Origin of the sequence: uncultured Ruegeria sp., from assembly GCF_947489545.1 — a bacterium.
Classification (GTDB): domain Bacteria; phylum Pseudomonadota; class Alphaproteobacteria; order Rhodobacterales; family Rhodobacteraceae; genus Ruegeria.
Window position 1 is genome coordinate 50,048 of sequence record NZ_CANLDZ010000010.1, and the last position, 20,130, is coordinate 70,177.

Sequence of the window (20,130 nt, forward strand, 5' to 3'; positions counted from 1 at the left end):
AAAGGCCACTCAATGTCCGCAGATTCAGTTGAACCGAAAGCAAAACCGGTTGTGCGATGGCTTTGGATAGCGGGCGCGGCCATGATTTTGCTTGGCGTCATTTTGGTGCTTCTGGAAGTCGAAGACACAGTCGATGTCGAGAAATCCAATTTGCCGCCGCGACCTCCGGCAGTTTCCGTTCTCATGGTTGATCAGGCAACAGTACGTGCCGAGATCACAGCATTTGCCGAAGTGCGGCCCAGGTGGGATGCTGAGCTGCGATCTGCCGTGACAGGTCGAATAGTGGCGGTTCATGAAAGCGCGTTAGCGGGATCAAAGGTTGCCAAGGGTGATCCTTTGTTCACGATTGAAAAAGCTCAATACGAAAGCGCGGTTGCATCGGCAGAAAGGGAAGTTGAAGAGGCGCAGCTTGCATTATTGCGCGCGCAAAACGATGTCACGGTTGCGCGCCGACAGTTCCAAAGGGATGGAATAGACCCGCCGACCGAGCTTTCCCTGCGGCTTCCTCAGTTGCGTATCCAGGAAAAGACGGTTGCTTCGGCACAATCAAAACTAGAGGCGGCCCGAAAGGAATTGTTGGACACAGAAGTCACGGCTCCGTTTTCGGGTTTTGTGACACGTCGGGCTGCTAGCCTCGGTCAAACCGTGGCGCCGGGCGAGGCGCTGCTCCACCTTTCAGACGATCGTCAGTTTGAGCTTGTCGCAGAGTTCAGCCAGGCGGACTGGAAGCTATTGGAACACCCGATTTCGGGCAAGCTGGCCGCGCTTTATGATCGCGATGGCGCGGCTTTGGGGCAGGCGCATATTCGACGCGGGGGTGGCTTCCTGGACCAGAACACGCGTCAGATGCGGGTCTTTCTGGAAGTCACGGAACCAAACGATCAAATCCTGGCTGGGGACTATCTGCGTGTGTCTATTCCCGGCCGTCTGATCGACGAGACGTTGACCCTTCCCGACAGTGCAATGACTCGCGCAGGTTATGTGTGGTTGGTCGATGCCGATGATTTGCTGCGCCGGATCACGCCCAGTATTCTGTTTCGTTCAGACGGTACTGTGACAATTCCAGCCCCGGATGGGGGAGGGCCGTGGCGTGTTGCACGGACGCCTTTGGCCTCGTTTTTGCCGGGTCAGCATGTGACGCCGTTGGACGCCGAGGGTTGATCAATGCACGCCCTTGTCTCCTGGTTCATTCGCAACCCCGTCGCCGCCAACCTTATGATGGCGTTGATTTTGTTCCTTGGTGTTCAGACCCTGATGAACATCCGCATCGAAGGGTTTCCACGGATTCCGCCTGAAAGCGTTACGATATCGATCGGATATCCAGATTCTACCGCCCAACAGGTAGATGAGTTGGTGACGCAGAAGGTCGAGCAAGCGCTGGAGGGGCTGGAAGGTGTCCGCAGCATTACATCGCAGTCTGAAAATGGCCTGAGCACGATTTCGGTGCGCCGCGCTGGCGGGGCAAAACTTCAGGCGGTTTTGGATCGGGTTCGTATTCGAATTGATGGGCTGACTGATCTGCCGGAAAAGGCGCGGCGTCCTGTGATCGAGGCATCAGGCTTTGATTTCCCGGCCCTCTACGTGAACCTGCACGGCGATGCCGACCCGGCTACGTTGCAGACCTTGGCGCAACGGCTCAAGGAAGACTTGCTGGCGCAACCCGAGTTATCACGCTTGAATATCTGGGGGCTGATCCCGCGTGAATTGCGGATCGAAATCGATCCAGAGCAATCGCGGCACTATGGTTTGACAGTCGCGGACGTTACCCGTGCTATTCGCGAAAACTCGCCGCCGTTTCAGGCCGGTCGTTTGCGTACCGAGGGTGGTACAATCTTTTTGCGGGCGGACAGCCGCGCCAGATACGCGCCGGAATATGCCGCTTTGCCGGTGATAGAGCGAGATGACGGATCGAACGTGCCGCTTGGTGACTTGGCCACGATCGAAGACGGCTTTCTGGATGATGATTTTCTGTTTCGATTGGACGGCAATCCAACAGTCGGCATGGAAGTGCTGATCGGTCAAAAGGAAAACCTGCTGGACATAAGCCGCGTTGTGCGCAGTACAGTTGAAGATTTCAGCCGTCAGTTACCTCCGCAAATTGAGGCTGAAATCTGGGGCGACAGCGCTGGTTACATAGCGGACCGGTTGGCACTTTTGCGGTCAAATGGCGTGCAGGGTTTGATACTGGTCATCTTGATGCTGTCAGTGTTCCTGAATGTCCGACTGGCCTTCTGGGTGGCGATGGGTATTCCGATTTCTGTCATGGGGGCAATCGCTGTCTCGGGTTCGAAATGGCTGGACTATTCGCTTAACGATGTCACGACCTTTGGCCTTATCATTGCCTTGGGGATTTTGGTGGATGATGCCGTTGTCGTTGGCGAAAGCGTTTTTGAAGAGCGGCGCAAGGAAAAAGACCCGATCAAAGGCACTGAGCGTGGCGTACATCGCGTGGCCGTCGCCACAGTGTTTGGTATTCTGACCACAATTGCCGCCTTCTTCCCGATGCTGCTGATCGACAATCCGCTGGGAAAAGTGCTGGCAGGGTTTTCAGGTATCGTCATTCTGACGCTGATCTTTTCCCTGATTGAGAGTAAATTCATCCTGCCGGCCCATCTGGCGCATATTCCGTTGGATCAGGAGAGGCGGTATCTGGTGACGCGGATCTGGGGCCGCATTCAGGACGGGGCGCAAGGCGGTTTGATCTGGTTTAGGGATCGCATTTACTACCCGGTCCTCGTGGCGTCGGTTCGCCAACGTTATGCGGTATTGATCCTGTTTGTCGCGGCTGCGCTGCTTGGCATCGGGCTGATGGTCAAAGATAAAGTCAAAACAGTTTTCTTCCCCGATGTGCCCGGACAGGTGATTACCGTGAACCTTGAAATGGATGCACGTGCGCCCTTTGCGCTGACCCGATCCAATATTGACCGGATCGAAGCGACGATCGGGCAGTTGAACATCGAGCTGGCGGACCGCGCTGGCATGCGAGAACCTCCCATTCAAACCATTTTCACTATCATCAGCAGCGCCGGTAGCGCCCAGATATTTGCGGAAATGCTGCCGGTGGCCGAGCGTCCCAACGTGCAAATTCTTGATGTCGTGCGTGAATGGCAGAAACGCGTTGGAGACGTTGAAGGCGCAACAGAGCTAGAGTTTACCGGTTCGGAAGCCTTGGCCGGAGGGTTCCAGATCAGGCTGGTATCGAAGGATGATGACCTGCTGCGAAGGGCCAGTGCGGATATGAAGACGTTTTTATCCGAGATCGACGGAGTGACGAATCTAAGGGACGGGCTTGTGGGCGGACAGCCCGAGCTAAAACTGCGCCTGCGTCCAGACGCGCGCAACTTGGGTTTCAACGCCGAAACTCTGGCCAGCCAGATCGGGTATGGATTTGGCGGGTCTGAGGTCTCCAAGGTTCGGCGCGAGGGGTCCGAAGTGCGTGTTGTTGTCCAGAACGCGCGTGAAAATCGGGACACGTTGGCGGATCTGATGCAGACGCGGTTGCGCAGTAAAACCGGCGCGTGGGTGCCTTTGGAAACGGTGGCGGACATCGAGGGCAGTTATGTGTCAGGGGCGATCAATCGTCGGGATGGTCGGCGCATGAACCTTGTTTCCGCATCGGTCGACCGGTCAATTGTTGCACCAGAAGAGGTAGGGCAGGCCGTATTCCAGCAATTGGTTCCAGAGTTGCACGCGAGTTATCCAAGTGTGAAAGTTCTGGCCGCGGGCGAGCTGGAGGAAATAGCGGAAATTAGTGGTGGGTTAAAGCGCGCGTTGCTGCTGGCAGCTGTGTTGATCTATGTCTTGATGGCCGTGCCGCTAAAAAGCTACTGGCAGCCCTTTGTCATCCTCGCCATCGTGCCATTCGGTTTTGTTGCCGCAGCGGTCGGGCACCTGATTATGGGTGTGACGCTGTCGGTCTTTTCCTTCTTCGGAATGCTGGCGCTGACCGGGGTCGTGGTAAACGACAGTTTGGTGATGATCACACGCTACAATCAAGCGCGCGCGGAGGGCGAGAGCGTAGATCGCTCATTGCACAGTGCAGGCGTCGGTCGCTTTCGTGCGATTTTCCTGACCACAGCGACGACAGTCATCGGATTGCTTCCCCTGATGACAGAAACTTCGGAACAAGCGCAGTATCTGATCCCAGCCGCGGTTTCTTTGGCCTTCGGTGAATTGTTCGGAACGGCCCTGATGCTGGTTCTTGTGCCGGTACTGATCGCAATCGCGGAAGATGTCATTTCCCTGCTGCGTCCGGGGTCACGCCAGAGCCAACTTCGCAAGGCTTCGACATGATCCTCAAACCCGTCTGCACTATTCAAAGCCTGAGAACGCGTCTTTGTCGCGCGGTTTTCATTCCAAGTAATCCGATGCGCTGAGTTCTGTTGATGAACCACGCTGCGTTGGATCCCTGCAGCTTGCGATTCAATCTGATAGGTGTCATTAACAACCATGCGCCAACTATTTTCAGTGTGCGGAAAGACTTACCTTTTCTGATCCTGCAAGCTTTGAAATACGGGAATTCAAAAGCATCAGTTTTGGGTACATGATTGTGCGGCGATCCAGATTGGTAAATCAGGGCGCAGTGCGTACGCCGAAAGCGCATCTAAACAACGCATGAATGCCTGCGGATTGGCGCCGCAACACTTGGCGAAATTTTATGTGCCCTACAGCCTTTGGCGGCGGGTTTGGTGAGGTCTTCGTGCGCTGCAATCGGCCACAGACTACGTGGCTGAACTGACAGCAGCGGGACAGCAAGCTCCGAACTGTGAGGGGTACCTCGTGCAGGCGACGGGCATTGGTAAACACCTAAGGCGTGTAGTAAACGAGTTGACAATGGATAACGTATTTTGGATACAAAACGCAGAGTCCGAACTGAATCATCGCCCGCATACACCGCAAGGACCGTATGAAACGGTCATGGGTCAGGGCTTGGACCATTGAAACGGGAGGAAGCAATGAAGTTTACAATGTTGGCTGCCACGGCAGTTGCAGCACTCACCAGTTTTGCCGCACAGGCAAATACGCTGGTGTATTGTTCAGAAGGGTCGCCGGAAGGCTTTGACCCCGCGCTGTTCACCGCAGGTACGACCTTCGATGCGTCTTCGCATCCGATCTACAATCGTCTGCTGGAGTTTGAGACCGGAACCACCAACGTGGTCCCCGGACTGGCGGAAAGTGTAGAAGCCAGCGATGATGGTCTGGAATACACGTTCAAGCTGCGTCAGGGTGTCAAATTCCATTCCAACGACGAGTTCACCCCAACCCGTGATTTCAACGCGGACGACGTGATTTTCTCGTTCATGCGTCAGAAAGACGAAACCAATCCCTATAATCAGGTGTCGGGCGGAACCTGGGAATACTTCCAGAGCATGGGCATGCCTGATCTGGTCGAATCCATCGAGAAAGTCGACGACTACACGGTGAAGTTCACCTTGTCCAAGCCCGAAGCCCCTTTCGTGGCCAATATGGCGATGGATTTTGCCTCGATCCTGTCGGCGGAATATGCCGATGCGATGATGGCAGCGGGTACGCCTGAAAAGTTGAACACTGCGCCGATCGGGACGGGCCCGTTCTCATTCCTGGCCTATCAGAAGGACGCCGTGATCCGGTATGCCAACAATGGTGACTACTGGAAAGCACCTGCGGATGTGGACAATCTGATCTTCGCGATTACGCCAGACGCGTCTGTTCGTTATCAAAAGCTGAAAGCGGGCGAGTGCCACATCATGCCGTATCCGAACCCCGCCGATATTCAGGCGATGAAGGATGACGCAGACATCAACATGATGGAGCAGGAAGGCCTGAATGTTGGCTACCTTGCGTATAACACCACCATCGCGCCGTTCGACAATCCGAAAGTGCGTAAAGCGCTGAACATGGCGATCGACAAAAACGCGATCATCGATGTGGTTTTCCAGGGTTCGGGCCAAGTCGCCAAGAACCCCATCCCGCCAACTATGTGGGGCTACAACGACGCAATCGTTGACGACGCCTATGATCCCGAAGCAGCCAAAGCGATGTTGGAAGCCGAAGGTGTCAAAGACCTGAAGATGAAGGTCTGGGCGATGCCTGTGCAGCGTCCGTATAACCCCAACGCGCGCCGTATGGCGGAACTGATCCAGGCTGACTATGCAAAGGTTGGCGTCGACGTTGAAATCGTGTCGTACGAATGGGGCGAATACCTGTCACGTTCGAAAGACCTGGACCGGGATGGTGCGGTACTACTGGGCTGGACCGGTGACAACGGCGATCCGGACAACTTCCTGGCGGTTTTGCTGGGCTGTGACGGTCGCGAAGCATCGAACCGCGCACAATGGTGCCATCAGCCGTTCGAGGACCTGATCCTCGAGGCCAAGCAGTCCACTGATCAGGCCGAACGCACCAAGCTGTATGAAGACGCTCAGGTTGTCTTTAAGGATCAGGCGCCTTGGGCAACAATCGCCCACTCGGTCGTCTATATGCCGATGAGCAACAAGGTCCAGGGCTACAAGGTTCATCCCTTGGGTGGTCACATCTTCTACGGTGTAAGCGTCGAATAACCCACCACTCACTGACCGGAGCCGCCCCAACTGGCAAAGGACATGTCAGTCGATGCTGTGGCCCTTGTGCCCGGCCCGAATTTCACCCGCGCTATCGGCCACGCTTTCATGAGTCACGAACGACCCTTTGTGGTCGTCGTCCCCGCTTCGGGCAAACCAGCCGCGATTGTTCCCAATCTTGAACTGGGGTCCTGGGATCTTGTCGGCTTTGACGGCGCGGTCTTCGATTGGCGTGACCAAACGGGGTATGATAGCGCGTTTGCAGAGCTTGCGGCGCACCTGCCGATGGCAACACTGGCCGTCGAAGGCCAAGTCATGCGCGTGTTCGTGTCCAAGGCGCTGACAAAGGCACTTCCGAACTTGCAGATCGTAGATGCTGAACGCGAGATTTCCGGTCTGAGAATCATCAAAACGGAAGACGATATCGCGTCTTTGCAAGCTGCCATCGATATCTCAGAACGCGCGTTGGAGCGGGTCATTGCTGATGTGCGTATCGGCCAAACGGAAAAACAGATTGAGCAGGCGCTGATACAGGCGCTGTTCGCCGAAGGGGCTTCCTCACTGGCCTTTTCGCCGATTGTCGCGGCTGGCGATAACTCAGCCCAACCGCATGGCAAAGCGAGGGCTGACTACAAGATACAGTCCGGAGATGCGCTGCTTTTTGACTTTGGTGCGCGCAAGCACGGGTTTGCGGCGGATATCACCCGAACATTTTTTGTCGGCGAGGTCTCGGATGAGGGCAGGGCGGTCTATGATACTGTATTGAGGGCCAATCAGGCTGGGTTCGAGGCTTGCCGCCCTAGCGTGACCGCTCATGACATTGATGACGCTGTGATCAATGTCCTTGAAGCATCGCCCTACGCCGATCGCATTCGAACCAAAACAGGCCACGGGCTGGGCCGCGATGTACACGAGGCCCCCTATATCACGCGCGGGAACGACCAGGTGATCCGCGCTGGCATGGTCTGGACGAACGAACCGGGTCTTTACGATCTTGGAAACTTCGGCGTTCGCATCGAAGATGATGTATTGGTGACTGAGGATGGTTGCCGGTCTCTGACCAGCTTTCCCAAAGACCTCAGAATCATAGGTCGCTGATGTTTGGCTATTTCATATCCCGATTGGGCATGTTCATTCCAACCTTCCTTGGGGTGACTTTGATTTCCTTCATGTTCATCCGTGTGCTGCCCGGTGACCCGATCATCGTGATGGCCGGTGAACGTGGCATGACCGAAGAACGCTATCAGGAAATGGTCGAGAAGCTGGGCTTCGACAAACCCGTTTTGCAACAATACTGGGACTATCTGACCGGCATCATGCAGGGTGATCTGGGCGAAAGCTTTGTCACCAAGAAACCGGTTTGGGACGAATTCTTCGCTTTGTTCCCGGCAACACTGGAACTGTCTATTTGTGCGATGATTTTCGCGGTGGTTTTGGGATTGCCCGCCGGGGTGATCGCGGCGGTGAATCGCGGCAAGTTCTTTGACCGCGCGCTGATGTCGTCGGCGCTGGTTGGATATTCTATGCCGATCTTCTGGTGGGCGCTGCTGCTGATCATCGTGTTTTCCGGCAATCTGGGCTGGACACCGGTCTCAGGTCGCATTGATCTGCTTTACTATTTTCCAAGTGTCACCGGCTTTATGCTGATCGACAGTTTGTTGTCAGGTCAGGCTGGTGCATTTCAATCTGCCGTTCGGCACCTGATCTTGCCCACGATTGTTCTTGGCACCATTCCTCTGGCCGTCATTGCGCGTCAGACCCGATCCGCCATGCTTGAAGTTTTGGGTGAGGATTACATCCGAACAGCCCGTGCCAAGGGCCTGTCGCCAACGCGGATCAATGGGCTGCATGCGCTTCGCAATGCCCTGATCCCTGTGATTACGGTCATTGGCCTGTCGGTCGGCACTTTGCTGGCCGGGGCAATCCTGACCGAGACCATCTTTAGCTGGCCGGGGATCGGCAAGTGGATGGTCGACAGTATTTTCCGCCGGGACTATCCGGTGGTGCAGGGCGGTCTGCTGATGATTGCGGTGATCGTCATGCTGGTGAACCTGCTGGTCGATGTTCTTTACGGCATCATCAACCCGAAAATCCGGAGGCGGTGATGGCAGAGCTTTCCGCAACCCCGACCAAGACCGAAAACCGCCCCAGCGCGCTGCGCGAGTTTTGGTATTACTTCAGCGAAAACCGTGGCGCCGTGATTGGCCTGTGGGTCTTTGCGGCCTTTGTTTTCTGTGCTGCCTTTGCCCCTTTGCTGGCCCCATATGACCCAACCGAGCAATTCCGGAACCACATCCTGCAACCCCCGGCGTGGCAAGAAGGCGGCAGCTGGGCGTTCCCGTTGGGCACCGATCCGTTGGGTCGGGACATGCTGTCTCGTCTGATCATGGGCTCGCGCTATTCCTTCTTTGTCGGGATCGTCGTGGTGGTCGTGGCCGTGTCGGGTGGTGTGATCATCGGCTTGCTGTCCGGCTTTGCGCCCAAATGGGTCGATACGCTGATCATGCGTGTCATGGACATCATTCTGGCCTTTCCATCGCTGCTTTTGGCGCTGGTGTTGGTCGCCATTCTTGGCCCGTCGCTGACCAATGCGATGATCGCCATCGCGATCGTGTTTCAGCCGCATTACGTGCGTCTGACCCGCGCGTCGGTTTTGGCGGAACGGCAGAAGGACTATGTCACCTCTGCGCGGGTTGCAGGTGCCGGAAGATCGCGGTTGATGTTCATCACGGTTCTGCCGAATTGTCTGGCACCGATCATCGTGCAGGCGGCTTTGTCCTTTTCGACGGCTATTCTGGATGCGGCCGCACTTGGCTTTCTAGGTATGGGCGCGCAACCGCCCACACCTGAATGGGGCACCATGTTGGCCGAAGCACGCGAGTTTATTCTGCGCGCCTGGTGGGTGGTGACGTTCCCCGGTCTGGCCATTCTAGTCACGGTGCTTGCCATCAATCTGATGGGCGACGGGCTGCGCGATGCGCTGGACCCGAAACTGAAGCGGAGCTGATTGCATGAGCCTTTTGGAGATCCGAAACCTTTCGGTGGAGTTTGCTACCGCATCCGGGGAATTCCGTGCAGTGGATGGGGTCGACCTGTCCGTTAACAAAGGCGAGTTACTGGCCATCGTGGGTGAAAGCGGCTCGGGTAAATCCGTTTCGATGTTGGCTATGATGGGTCTATTGCCCTGGACCGCCACCATCACCGCAGATGAGATGAGTTTTGAAGGGCGCGACCTGTCGCAAATTTCAGCGAAGGAACGACGCAAGATTATCGGCAAGGATATGGCGATGATCTTTCAGGAACCGATGTCCTCGCTCAATCCCTGTTTCACGGTTGGGTTCCAAATCAAGGAAGCTCTGCGCATTCATTTGGGTCTGAACCGAAAAGATAGGCATCAACGTGCCATTGAGTTGTTCGATCAGGTGGGAATTCCGGCGCCGGAAAGTCGCCTGAACACGTTTCCGCATCAGATGTCGGGCGGCATGAACCAGCGTGTGATGATTGCCATGGCAATTGCCTGCAAGCCCAAGCTGCTGATCGCGGACGAACCGACAACAGCGCTGGATGTGACCATTCAGGCGCAGATTCTGGACCTCCTGGTTCGGCTGCGCGATGAACAGGGTATGGGGTTGGTTCTGATCACCCACGACATGGGCGTGGTTGCTGAAACGGCCGAACGGGTACAGGTCCAATATGCAGGTCAAAAAGTCGAGGAACAGACAGTCAGCGACCTGTTCCGCACGCCACGCCATCCCTATACATCCGCGTTGCTCAGCGCGTTGCCGGAACGCGCCACGTCAAAGCTGTTGCCGACCATTCCGGGTGTTGTACCGGGTCAGTTTGACCGGCCCAAAGGCTGCCTGTTCGGACCACGATGCAGGTTCGCCGACGAAACCTGTGTAGAAACGCCGCCTGTTCCGCATGGCGAAGACTTTGGCAAGGCGCGCTGCCACCATGTCGAAAAGATAGCAGCCGGAGAATTGGCATGACTGCACCCATCGTACAGGCGACCGCCCTTGCCCGGTTCTATACGGTCAAAGGTGGGTTATTGTCGAAACCGGCCACCGTGAAGGCATTGTCAGGCGTCGATTTCGATCTGCAGCCAGGCAAAACACTGGCGATCGTTGGAGAATCCGGCTGTGGTAAATCCACGCTTGCGCGGTTGGTGACAATGATCGAAGAGCCGACTTCGGGCAGTCTGACCATAGATGGCGTCGACATCACCCCATCAAAGTGGCGTGACATGCGCGAAACCGTGCAGATCGTGTTTCAGGACCCTTATGGTTCACTGAACCCGCGCCAACGGATCGGGCAGATTCTGCAAGAACCTTTGATCATCAACCGCCCAGAGATGACAGCAGATGAGCGCGAGGCGCGCGCGCGTGAGATGTTGGATTTGGTTGGCCTGCGCCCAGAACATTATGACCGCTATCCACATATGTTCTCGGGTGGTCAGCGCCAGCGGATCGCCATCGCGCGGGCGTTGATGCTGAATCCAAAAGTTTTGGTTCTGGACGAACCTGTCTCGGCGCTGGATGTGTCAATCCAGTCTCAGATTCTGAACTTGTTGGTGGAATTGCAGGAACGGCTGAACCTGGCCTACCTGTTCATTTCTCACGACCTGTCTGTGGTGAAGCATTTCGCCGATGATGTGATCGTCATGTATCTGGGCCGCGCAGTAGAAAAGGCCGCAAAAGAAGATCTGTTTACGACCCCTCGACATCCGTATTCCAAAGCGCTTTTGTCCACCACTCCACGGGCGGACCCCGAAGCTAAGAAAGACCGGATCAAGCTGGAGGGTGAATTGCCGTCGCCGATGAACGTTCCAAAAGGCTGTGCCTTTGCCCAAAGGTGCTGGCTGGCCACGGATGAGTGCCGATCGGTACCGCCCGAGCTAAGTGGCACGGCGCATCAGGTTGCGTGCCTGTATCCCTTGTCATAGGGAAACAGGTTCCCGGATGCCACGTTTTGCGACAACCATTTCCAGCAGTTGATCTTTGGTGCGTTGGATGTGCCGGGTGAGCAGATCACATGCTTCTTCGACGCGTCCGGCTTGTGCCAGTGACAAAAGCTGACGATGATCCGCTTTGGCGGGCTCTCGTTGCTCCATCACACTGAGGTGCATCCGGACATAGCGGTCGGATTGAAGGTTGATCCGCTGCAGAATTTCGTTGGTCAAACTTCGGTCAGCGGCAGCATAAAGCGCCGAGTGGTATTCATAGTTCAAGGCGCCCCAGCGCCCGACATCGTCAGCGTCATAGGAGCGTTCCATTTCGTCCAAAAGATGCGCACATCTGTCGAAATCGTGCGTGCTCATGTTTGGGATTGCGTATTTGAACAAATCCACTTCCAACAAAACGCGCAGATCAAAAATCTCCCCGATCTCGGACAAAGATCTTTTGGTCACCGATGCGCCGCGATTGTTGGTCAGTTGTACCAGACCCTCCGCATCCAGCCGTTTCAACGCTTCGCGAATGGGCATGCGGGATACATCGTAGTCAACGGCCAGCGCTTCTTGCCTGATTGTTTCGCCTTCGATCAATTCACCGGCCAGAATCCGTTCGCGAAGATCGTTGGCAATCACATCGGGCAGGCTTTGTCTGGGTATTGCGCGTTTACTTGACATTTTGACGTTCAGGGACCTGCTTTAATTTGTATCCAGAATACAAATTTTAGCTTCGTTTTCCAAGACATTTGCCAACACGTTGACCGGCGGTTTGCAGGGTAGGTTCCGTTGCGGTCTACGGCGGCAGTGTCCCGTCTGGTCGTCGCGGACATGACTTTTTTGTTCTTGCCGGCGGGAAGAGACAGTCAATTCCGGAAATACGCGTAGTGCTGAAGTGGTCATGCAGGTGACGACATAAAGACTGAATTGAGCAAAAAGGTTTTGAACAAATGCTACAGAGTCAAAACAACAGACAATTGATTTTTAGGCGCAGAAAGCTGCGCACCAGCTTTGATATGACTTCAAGAAAGGCGTTGTTGTTGTTTCTGGCGATGCTTCTGGCGTTTGGTATTGCGTCGGCGCAAAGCGCTTCCGCTGCCGACATCGTACCGCAGACCGGCACGTGGCAAGGGCATTCTCAGGTCCGCGGGGTTTCCGGCTGTACCGCTGAAATTCGCGCTGAAATAGAAGCAGAGCCACAGGAGGAAGTCCTATATTCCCAGCCTGTTGCGCTGACGGCACCGTTCGACCTTCGACAATTCAACACCGTCTGGGAAACCGATGTAAACTGGGCCAGGCGGGGGTTGAACTTTTGGACCGGAACCTTGGTCGAAACAGAACGCTCTCCGTTCGGAAGCGTGACCAGCACGACGGAAGTTGAAACATTCGTATTGAATGAAGTGAAAATCCTGCAGAAAGCCATCGTAACAGTGTCTTTTTCAAGCGCACTGGCCAAGCAGTTGGGCACCTCAACGCCCTGTGTTATTGATGCCGACATCACGCATCAACGGGTCGGACCGTAGCGGATTGGATGCCTGTTCGGGCCAGCGCCGAAATCAACCGTACAGCCTTTGTGAATGGACGTCCTCGAGCATGCGCGCTAGCTTGCCTCTCCAAGAGGATTTGCATGCGGCGTATTATTGTCTTGTTGTTCGTCACACTCGCTCTGGCCGGGGCAGGTCACGCGGAAAAGCGCGACTATATTGAGCTTGCGCAGCGCGGATGGGGGTACGAGCTTCGGTCCACCATGGTGGGCCGCGATATGGCAATTCCGGTTCATATCAATGGCCGGGATCTTGCTGGTGCCTCATTGTGCCTAGTGGGTGAACCGCCGCATCCGCAGACATTGGCTATTCTGAACGCATTTCGCGCGTTGCTGAAACACAGCTTTGGATACCCCGCGCCTATGCGATATGCGGGTCAGACAGCACGAAACTGTGGAACAGGTAGAACTGTGGTTCTGCGTCTGTATTCCGGATATCCACCGAACCGAGAGTTGTCGTTGGATCTGGACTGGCTCAGCGAAATTCATCAGCTCGGCCTGCCCAGCGGACGCAGCTATGTGGTGACGTCACCCGCCATGGCCCAGACCTTTTTCGGTCGCCGGGGGCAGGGAACGCATATTGTGGTCAAACAACCTGCTCATGGTCGTCCCAACCTATTGGAGACCGCGTTTCACAAGTCGATCCTTATCGAAGAATTGTTCCAGTCCTACACGTTTGGAATGGACATACTCCTTTACGACAAGGCCGCCGTGTATCTGTCAAAATTGCAGGAAACACCGGTGAACCTGCAAAGATTTGCATGGAGTTCGCATGATTTCATGCGGGCCTTGTTGAATTCAAACCCAGAAGGTCTGTGCGCCTTTGACGTGTTCATGTTGCACGCTGTCGCGCAGGCGCCCGTAGACCAGACCATTGAACCGGGCTTCATAGAGTACATCGACCGCCAGTACGATCATTTGTGGGCCCAGACCGATGCAACGCTGGCGGATCCTCAGTTTTCTGTTCTTCTCGACGAGGGCTGCACAAAGTCCATTCAGGTTCAAAGATAATACCATCGGGTATATTTTGCTGGATGGACGCTCCGGTTAGCCTGATCATGGGAACGCGACCCATTTCGGGCCGCAGGGAGGACAAATGGACACCAGACCAGAAAACCCGCCGCGCGCCGTCGCGGGGTTGTCCGGATACCTTTCACAAGGGCTCGTCGGACATGAACATTTGGTCGAATGCCTTCTGATCGCTCTGCTGGAAGGCGGCCATTTGCTGGTCGAAGGCCCGCCGGGGCTGGCCAAGACCCGTGCAGTGAAGTGGTTGTCAAATGCCGTAGAGGGCAGCTTTGCCCGTATCCAATGTACGCCCGATCTGATGCCGTCCGACGTGACCGGCACGCCGGTGTATCAACCGCAGGATGGTCGGTTTGAATTTGTTTCGGGGCCGGTCTTTCACACTCTGGTTTTGGTTGATGAGATCAACCGGGCTCCGCCCAAGGTGCAATCGGCCTTGTTGGAGGCCATGGCTGAACATCAGGTCACAGTTGGTAACCAAACACATCCGCTGCCAGATCCTTTTCTGGTCATCGCCACGCAGAATCCGATCGAGCATGACGGAACATTCCCCCTACCAGAGGCGCAGTTGGACAGGTTCCTGTTGCACGTGGTCCTAAGCTTGCCGAATCTGGAGACCGAGCGTCAGATTCTGGATCTGGTGATTGCCGAGACTCAGGATGGCCCACCGGACATTCAGCGAATGACGCTGGACCAGCTTCGCCTGGCACAGGCAGAAGCCCGCGCCGTGCATCTCGCACCCGAATTGCGGGACTATATCGTGCGGCTTGTCTCCGCGACACGTGAAGGTTCCTTTGCCGTTCATGTCGAGCATGCTGTTTCGCCGCGTGGATCGCTGGCACTGGCCTCAGCAGCACGGGCACGAGCGTATCTAAGAGGCCGTGACTTTGCGTTGCCCGAAGATGTAGCGGCTGTCGCACCGGATGCGTTGGCGCACAGGATGGTTCTGACATGGCGGGCGGTTGCGGATGGTCGCAGACCGCGCGAATTGGTGGCGGACATCCTGAAAACGGTCGAACCGTTGTGACCGAGGCACTGTCACACGCGGGAGTGAGCCTGTCGTCTGAGGCCTTGATTGGGCTGCGGCGCGTGGCGTTGTCGGCCTATGCAAAGCCGCCAGTCGCGGCCTTGCCCGGAGGGTTCCTGACCCGCAAACGCGGGCAGGGTGTCGAGGTTGCAGATGTGCGGGAATACGTGGCGGGTGACGACATACGTCATCTCGATCGTGGCACCACCGCGCGCACCGGGCGCCTGCATATCCGCCAGTTTCAAGAGGAGCGGGACAGGGTATCCCTGCTGGTCGCGGACTTTCGCGCGCCGATGTTTTGGGGGATGCAACGCGCCTTTCTGTCCGTCGCGGCCGCCGAAGCGTTGGTTCTGATCGGCTGGCATCTGATCGAAAGCGGCGGGCGTGTCGGGTTGTTGGCAATCACTGCGGGCACGCCTGTCATCATTCCACCTCGTGGTAGAATCCGTGGCATGCTGGACGTAATAGGCGGTTTGGTTCAGGCCCATGCCAGCAGCCTGACAGCCATACAAGCCGGGCAGGACGAAGGCCGCACACTAGCACAGGCGCTGACCAGTGCCGAACGTCTAACACCACCCGGTTCCGAAATCATCATCGCTTCGGGGTTTGATCAGCCTGGCGACGCTCTTGCGGACCGTTTGGATCAGCTGGCGCATCGCCGCAGCCCGCGGCTTGTTCTGATCACCGAGCGCAAGACCCGCGAAATGCCGCGGGGTTGGTATCCGATACGATTCTCCGATGGTCAGCAAAAACGCGTTTATCTGGATGGGTCCGAGTCGGAAGACAGCGACATCTACCAAAAAATCGATGCACATGCGGCCTTGGTTCTGAATGCAAGCGATCCCATTGATACAACGGGGCGTCGCATCTCGGCGGCGTTCTCGGAAAGATATGCGGCATGAGCGAAACAGCACTGTCCGAAGCCACAATGCTGGCAAGCCTCAGGGACATTCGCTTGCCTCCCGACGCCGCCGGCGGGGTTCTGGCTGAACTGGCCTTGTCAGCGGGTATGGCAGCATTGGCCGCCTTTTGTGTCGTGGCCTTATTGCGTTTGCTGAGCGTCCAGCGTAGCCGGGACCGATCTGCTCACAGCAATGAGGCAAGCCCGGACATGTCTGAATGGACCCAGGCGCGTCGCAGGGTCGCCCTTTTGCACCAGCTGCGGCATCAGGATGCTGCGCGCTATGCGGCGCTTAAAGGCGACTTGTACCGCCCTGATGGTGGACCAAATCTGCACCAGCTAGAGGAGGAGGTCGCGCGCCGTGTATGAACTTGCCGATCCGCTGATGCTGGTCTTGCTGCCATTGCCTTGGTTGATCGCGCGTATTCTGACACGACGCCCTGTATTGGAACGCGGTTTCCCGGTGCCTGATCGCATCGGCGGGATGCTGATGGACGCCAGCCCAAGGCGAGACCCGCGCCGCGCCGTTGTTCTGGACAGGTTGATGCTTTGGGGCATTTGGGCTCTGATTGTGTTCGCCTTGTCCGGCCCGCGTGAATTGACGCCGGTCAGCGCCCTGAAGGTGTCGGGTCGGGATCTGGCCATCGTGCTTGATTTGTCCGGGTCGATGGTGCGAGACGACTTTTTCCTGGATGGGCAGCCGATTACCCGGCTTGAGGCTGTAACAACGGTAGGTGCTGATTTTGCCCGGCGCAGAGGCGGCGACCGGGTAGCGCTGATCGTGTTCGGCTCCGAGGCTTACTATGCCACGCCATTCACCTTTGACACCGAAGCCGTCGCGCGCCGGATCGAAGAGGCCAGCATCGGCATCTCGGGGCGGGCAACGAATATCTCGGATGGGCTGGGTCTGGCACTGAAACGATTGGACGATAGTCAAGCGGCGTCTCGGGTCGTGATCCTGCTATCGGACGGGGTCAACAATGCAGGTGCGACCAACCCCCGTGGCGTGGCAGAATTGGCTGCCAATATGGGCGTGCGCGTTCACACCATCGCGCTGGGGCCAAAGGATTTGGAAAACGCCGAGGTCGGGGAACGCGGCGTTGTGGACGCCACAACCTTGCGGGCAATTGCCCAGGTGTCCGGCGGCGAGAGTTTTAGGGTGAAGACAACCGACGATCTGGTCGCGGTAACGCAAGCGCTGGATCGGTTGGAAGCCACCGACAGTGCTGGCCTGTCTGCCGAAATTTACCGTGACTATTGGGTTTGGCCTGCGGCGTTGGCCGCCGCACTGGCTTTGCTGGCGACATGGAGGCAGGTGGCATGAGCGATTGGGATGTCACTCTGCTGCGACCATTGTGGCTAGGCTTGTTGCCTGGGCTGGCCGTCTTGGCGTGGTGGGTCCTGTCCCGCGTCCCGGGTTTTGGGAATTGGGATAAAGTGACAGACCCGGTGCTTATGAAGGCCATGGTGGTTATCGGTCGGGTCGAAGGGTCCTCGATATCATTGGCTACGATTGCCTTTTTGGCGGCGGCAGGGATTTGTCTGGTCGCGCTTGCAGGGCCAGCTTTTGAGCGGCGCGACGCTCAGACCTATCGCAATCTGGATGGCGTTTTGTTTTTAGTAGACGCATCCGCAAGTGTGACAAATGATGAGCGCTGGCCGCAGATGTTGACCATGGGCCGGTTTGGAGTGGGTGCACTCGGGTCCCGACCCGGTGGGATCATTGTCTTCGGTGGTGACGCCTATGTAGCAACCGACATGACAACGGATCACCGCCAGCTTGGTCAGACCTTTTCACTGATCAGCGCGGAAACGGTGCCCGACAAAGGCTCACGCCCCGAGCGGGCCCTGGCCCTGGCCCGGCAACGGATCGAAGAGGCAGGCATACTGGCCGGTGATGTGGTGCTGTTCACCGATGGTGCAGGTTTGGGGCCCGCATCGCTGCAACAAACAGCCGCGCTGGCTGAGCGCGGCGCACGGGTGTCTTTGGTCGTTCTTAGCGAAAACGATGCGCAGGCAGATACCCATTCCAAAGCCGGTGGCGGAGCCGTTTTCACCTTAGATCAGACGGATGATCTGGGGTGGTGGCTGTCCGATGATGCCTCGACACGGCTTGAGAAAGCCGACTATCCGGTTCTGTTCTGGTACGATTTGGGGCGATATCTACTTGTACTGGCACTGTTCCCGCTGTTGTTTTTGTTCTGGAGGGACCAGCCATGAAATGGTGCGCCATCTTTGCCGTTGCGTTGATCTCGCTGGCCTACGCTTTGGGTGGCGCGGCGCCTTTCGGACGGGTTGCGCTGGCGCTTGGGTTCAACACGTTTTCTGCGCGGGTGTTTCAGGACCCAGACTGGCGAGGCGTGGCGTTGTATCGTGCCCAGGGTTTTGATGCTGCTGCGCTGGCTTTCAAAGAAGCAGGCGATCTGTACAACTTAGGCAATGCCGAGGTGTTTGGCGGTCGTATTGCCGCCGGGCTTGAAGCTTACGATCAGGCCATACAATCAGGTGACCCTGACGCGCAGGCAAATTTCGACGTGGTGGCCGCATATTTTGCAGGTCTGCAGATCGATCCGGCGGCACTTGGGTTGTTTCCTGAGCGCAAGGAAGGCCCCAAAGCCGACAGTTTCATTGCGCGCGGGGATGCGCGCGCGGCGGGGACGGGCAGCGATGTGACCAACTCCAACACGATGCTGGGACTGGCCGAACTGGACAGTCGCGGGCGCCTGGGTGTGCGCCGGATTTTTGATGACAAGTTCATGGTCGCGGATGAGCGTTGGCTTAATCAATTGTCCGACGTGCCCGGCGAATTCATGGCCGCTAGGATTGCGCAGGAACATAAGCGCCGTGAGAAACTGGGTTTAACACCCCCTGAACCGGAGGATCCGCTATGAAATGGCTGGTCCTGCTCTGTCTGACGATGCCCTTGCAGGTGCTGGCGCAGTCAAAAACGGTGCTTCCATCCGATCTTTCGATTGAAGTGTCGGTCGAAGACGGTACAGAAGCGCGTTTCACGCATGAGATGATCTTGTTGACCATCCGCGGCGTCTACCGCCGACACATCACAAGAGAACAGCTGATCCAGCCGGATTTTGATGGGTTTAGCTGGGCGCAGCTAGGTCCGGACAACTGGTCCGAGGAACGTATCAATGGTCGGAAGTTCAAAGTGCTCACCAGACGCATGGCAATCTATCCAGTGCGGCCCGGAGCGCTGACGATAGGGCGGTTCACGCATCAGCTGACTTTGACAGATGAAAGTGATGATTGGTTCGAACATGAAATCCAATCGGAACCTTTAACCATCGATGTGACCGAAGCCCCGGCAACAACGAATTGGTGGTTTCCGGTGCGCAACCTGAAGATCTCGGACCAATGGTCCAATGCGCCGGATCAGCTGTCACCCGGCGAAGGCGTGTTGCGTGTCATCCGGCTCGAGGCATTGGGCGCGACGCCCGAGATGATCCCACCCATGCCTGACTTGCAGTCGCCTTCTGCCATGATCTTTGCGCATCCCGAGAAACGGTTGGTAGAGTTGACCCCGGAAGGTCCTGTTACCTACGCTTTCTGGCGGTGGACGATACGGCCAACCAATGACGTGTCCGGTATCGTAGAGCCTTTGCAATTCAGTTACTTTGACACGGTTGCGCGCGAAGAAAGGGCGGTCACCATTTCCGCGCAACGGATTGCCTATGGGTCGGTCAGCGGAAAGGCGAAAAGTGCGGTGTCTCAGCTGGCACCTCTGCCGTCCGCAGCCAGGTTACCCAGCTGGCCGGCCGCGGTGCTGGCGGTTGTGGTATTTGTCGCGGTTGTTGGGTTGGGTTTGTCTGGCCGCAGGTTGACTGGCTTAGGCGCGTTGCAACGCTTTGGCATGTTCGATCCCCTCGCGCGTCGTTTGCGGCGATTTGCGAGAAAAGGTCAGGCAGCTGGGTTACGTCAGGCAGCGACCGCGATGGCCCGGCGCGATGGCCTGACACAACAGCGCCTGGATTTGATCAGGGATTTCGACCGTCGCTATTTCGACCCTAAATCCGATGAACCTAATCTGATGCGCTTTGCGCGGCTGTTCCTGCGCGCTGGGTTGAAACAGTAAACAAGTTTTGAAGTTACAACGACATGTTGGCATCCGGTTTCTTCCTGAAACAGTTGAAACGG

The 20,130-nt window shown here is 56.6% G+C and carries 18 protein-coding genes; 17 read left to right on the plus strand and 1 reads right to left on the minus strand.

Annotated elements, in window-relative coordinates; translation table 11 throughout:
- Positions 1-12: 12 nt before the first annotated feature.
- From Q1B13_RS14570 to Q1B13_RS14605, 8 genes are all read left to right on the plus strand, one after another.
- Entirely contained in the window at positions 13-1,161 is a 1,149-nt protein-coding gene (locus tag Q1B13_RS14570) for an efflux RND transporter periplasmic adaptor subunit (protein WP_299081692.1), read from the plus strand.
- A gap of 3 nt (positions 1,162-1,164) precedes the next feature.
- Complete coding sequence (locus tag Q1B13_RS14575) at positions 1,165-4,293, plus strand: efflux RND transporter permease subunit (RefSeq protein ID WP_299081688.1); 3,129 nt, start codon at positions 1,165-1,167, stop codon at positions 4,291-4,293.
- A gap of 662 nt (positions 4,294-4,955) precedes the next feature.
- Positions 4,956-6,539, plus strand: a complete 1,584-nt coding sequence (locus Q1B13_RS14580) for an ABC transporter substrate-binding protein (protein ID WP_299081686.1) — start codon at positions 4,956-4,958, stop codon at positions 6,537-6,539.
- 42 nt (positions 6,540-6,581) lie between these two features.
- Entirely contained in the window at positions 6,582-7,637 is a 1,056-nt protein-coding gene (locus Q1B13_RS14585; RefSeq protein ID WP_299081683.1) for a Xaa-Pro peptidase family protein, read from the plus strand.
- Positions 7,637-8,644 (plus strand): ABC transporter permease subunit, encoded by a 1,008-nt coding sequence (locus Q1B13_RS14590; RefSeq protein ID WP_298936219.1) that lies wholly within the window; start codon positions 7,637-7,639, stop codon positions 8,642-8,644. The genes Q1B13_RS14585 and Q1B13_RS14590 overlap by 1 nt, the downstream gene beginning before the upstream one ends.
- Positions 8,644-9,546, plus strand: a complete 903-nt coding sequence (locus tag Q1B13_RS14595; RefSeq protein ID WP_298936220.1) for an ABC transporter permease subunit — start codon at positions 8,644-8,646, stop codon at positions 9,544-9,546. Before Q1B13_RS14590 ends, Q1B13_RS14595 begins: the two co-directional genes overlap by 1 nt.
- 4 nt (positions 9,547-9,550) lie before the next feature.
- Entirely contained in the window at positions 9,551-10,528 is a 978-nt protein-coding gene (locus tag Q1B13_RS14600) for an ABC transporter ATP-binding protein (protein WP_299081681.1), read from the plus strand.
- Positions 10,525-11,481 carry an ABC transporter ATP-binding protein gene (locus Q1B13_RS14605; RefSeq protein WP_299081678.1) on the plus strand — a complete coding sequence of 319 codons (957 nt, stop codon included), beginning with the start codon at positions 10,525-10,527 and terminating at the stop codon, positions 11,479-11,481. The genes Q1B13_RS14600 and Q1B13_RS14605 overlap by 4 nt, the downstream gene beginning before the upstream one ends.
- On the opposite strand, the gene Q1B13_RS14610 is transcribed toward Q1B13_RS14605, so the two are convergent.
- Positions 11,476-12,165, minus strand: coding sequence for a GntR family transcriptional regulator (locus Q1B13_RS14610; protein WP_299081675.1), 690 nt, complete (start codon positions 12,163-12,165; stop codon positions 11,476-11,478). The two genes, Q1B13_RS14605 and Q1B13_RS14610, sit on opposite strands and share 6 nt — an antisense overlap.
- 335 nt (positions 12,166-12,500) lie before the next feature.
- Here Q1B13_RS14610 and Q1B13_RS14615 point away from each other — a divergent pair, with 335 nt between their 5' ends.
- The 9 genes from Q1B13_RS14615 to Q1B13_RS14655 all read left to right on the plus strand — a co-directional run bounded on the left by Q1B13_RS14615 (position 12,501) and on the right by Q1B13_RS14655 (position 20,068).
- Positions 12,501-13,007: a hypothetical protein gene (locus tag Q1B13_RS14615; RefSeq protein ID WP_298936223.1), complete on the plus strand. Its 507-nt coding sequence runs from the start codon at positions 12,501-12,503 to the stop codon at positions 13,005-13,007.
- A gap of 104 nt (positions 13,008-13,111) precedes the next feature.
- Positions 13,112-14,038, plus strand: coding sequence for a hypothetical protein (locus Q1B13_RS14620; RefSeq protein ID WP_299081672.1), 927 nt, complete (start codon positions 13,112-13,114; stop codon positions 14,036-14,038).
- A gap of 85 nt (positions 14,039-14,123) precedes the next feature.
- Positions 14,124-15,080 carry a MoxR family ATPase gene (locus Q1B13_RS14625; RefSeq protein ID WP_299081669.1) on the plus strand — a complete coding sequence of 319 codons (957 nt, stop codon included), beginning with the start codon at positions 14,124-14,126 and terminating at the stop codon, positions 15,078-15,080.
- The gene (locus Q1B13_RS14630) at positions 15,005-15,982 is read left to right on the plus strand and encodes a DUF58 domain-containing protein (protein WP_299081666.1); all 978 of its coding nucleotides are present in this window, start codon (positions 15,005-15,007) and stop codon (positions 15,980-15,982) included. Before Q1B13_RS14625 ends, Q1B13_RS14630 begins: the two co-directional genes overlap by 76 nt.
- Positions 15,979-16,350, plus strand: coding sequence for a hypothetical protein (locus Q1B13_RS14635; RefSeq protein ID WP_299081663.1), 372 nt, complete (start codon positions 15,979-15,981; stop codon positions 16,348-16,350). The genes Q1B13_RS14630 and Q1B13_RS14635 overlap by 4 nt, the downstream gene beginning before the upstream one ends.
- Positions 16,343-17,305, plus strand: coding sequence for a VWA domain-containing protein (locus Q1B13_RS14640; RefSeq protein ID WP_298936230.1), 963 nt, complete (start codon positions 16,343-16,345; stop codon positions 17,303-17,305). Before Q1B13_RS14635 ends, Q1B13_RS14640 begins: the two co-directional genes overlap by 8 nt.
- Positions 17,302-18,201, plus strand: a complete 900-nt coding sequence (locus Q1B13_RS14645; protein ID WP_299081661.1) for a VWA domain-containing protein — start codon at positions 17,302-17,304, stop codon at positions 18,199-18,201. The genes Q1B13_RS14640 and Q1B13_RS14645 overlap by 4 nt, the downstream gene beginning before the upstream one ends.
- Positions 18,198-18,872 (plus strand): hypothetical protein, encoded by a 675-nt coding sequence (locus Q1B13_RS14650; RefSeq protein WP_299081658.1) that lies wholly within the window; start codon positions 18,198-18,200, stop codon positions 18,870-18,872. The genes Q1B13_RS14645 and Q1B13_RS14650 overlap by 4 nt, the downstream gene beginning before the upstream one ends.
- Complete coding sequence (locus tag Q1B13_RS14655) at positions 18,869-20,068, plus strand: hypothetical protein (RefSeq protein WP_299081656.1); 1,200 nt, start codon at positions 18,869-18,871, stop codon at positions 20,066-20,068. The genes Q1B13_RS14650 and Q1B13_RS14655 overlap by 4 nt, the downstream gene beginning before the upstream one ends.
- The last annotated feature ends 62 nt before the right edge of the window (positions 20,069-20,130 follow it).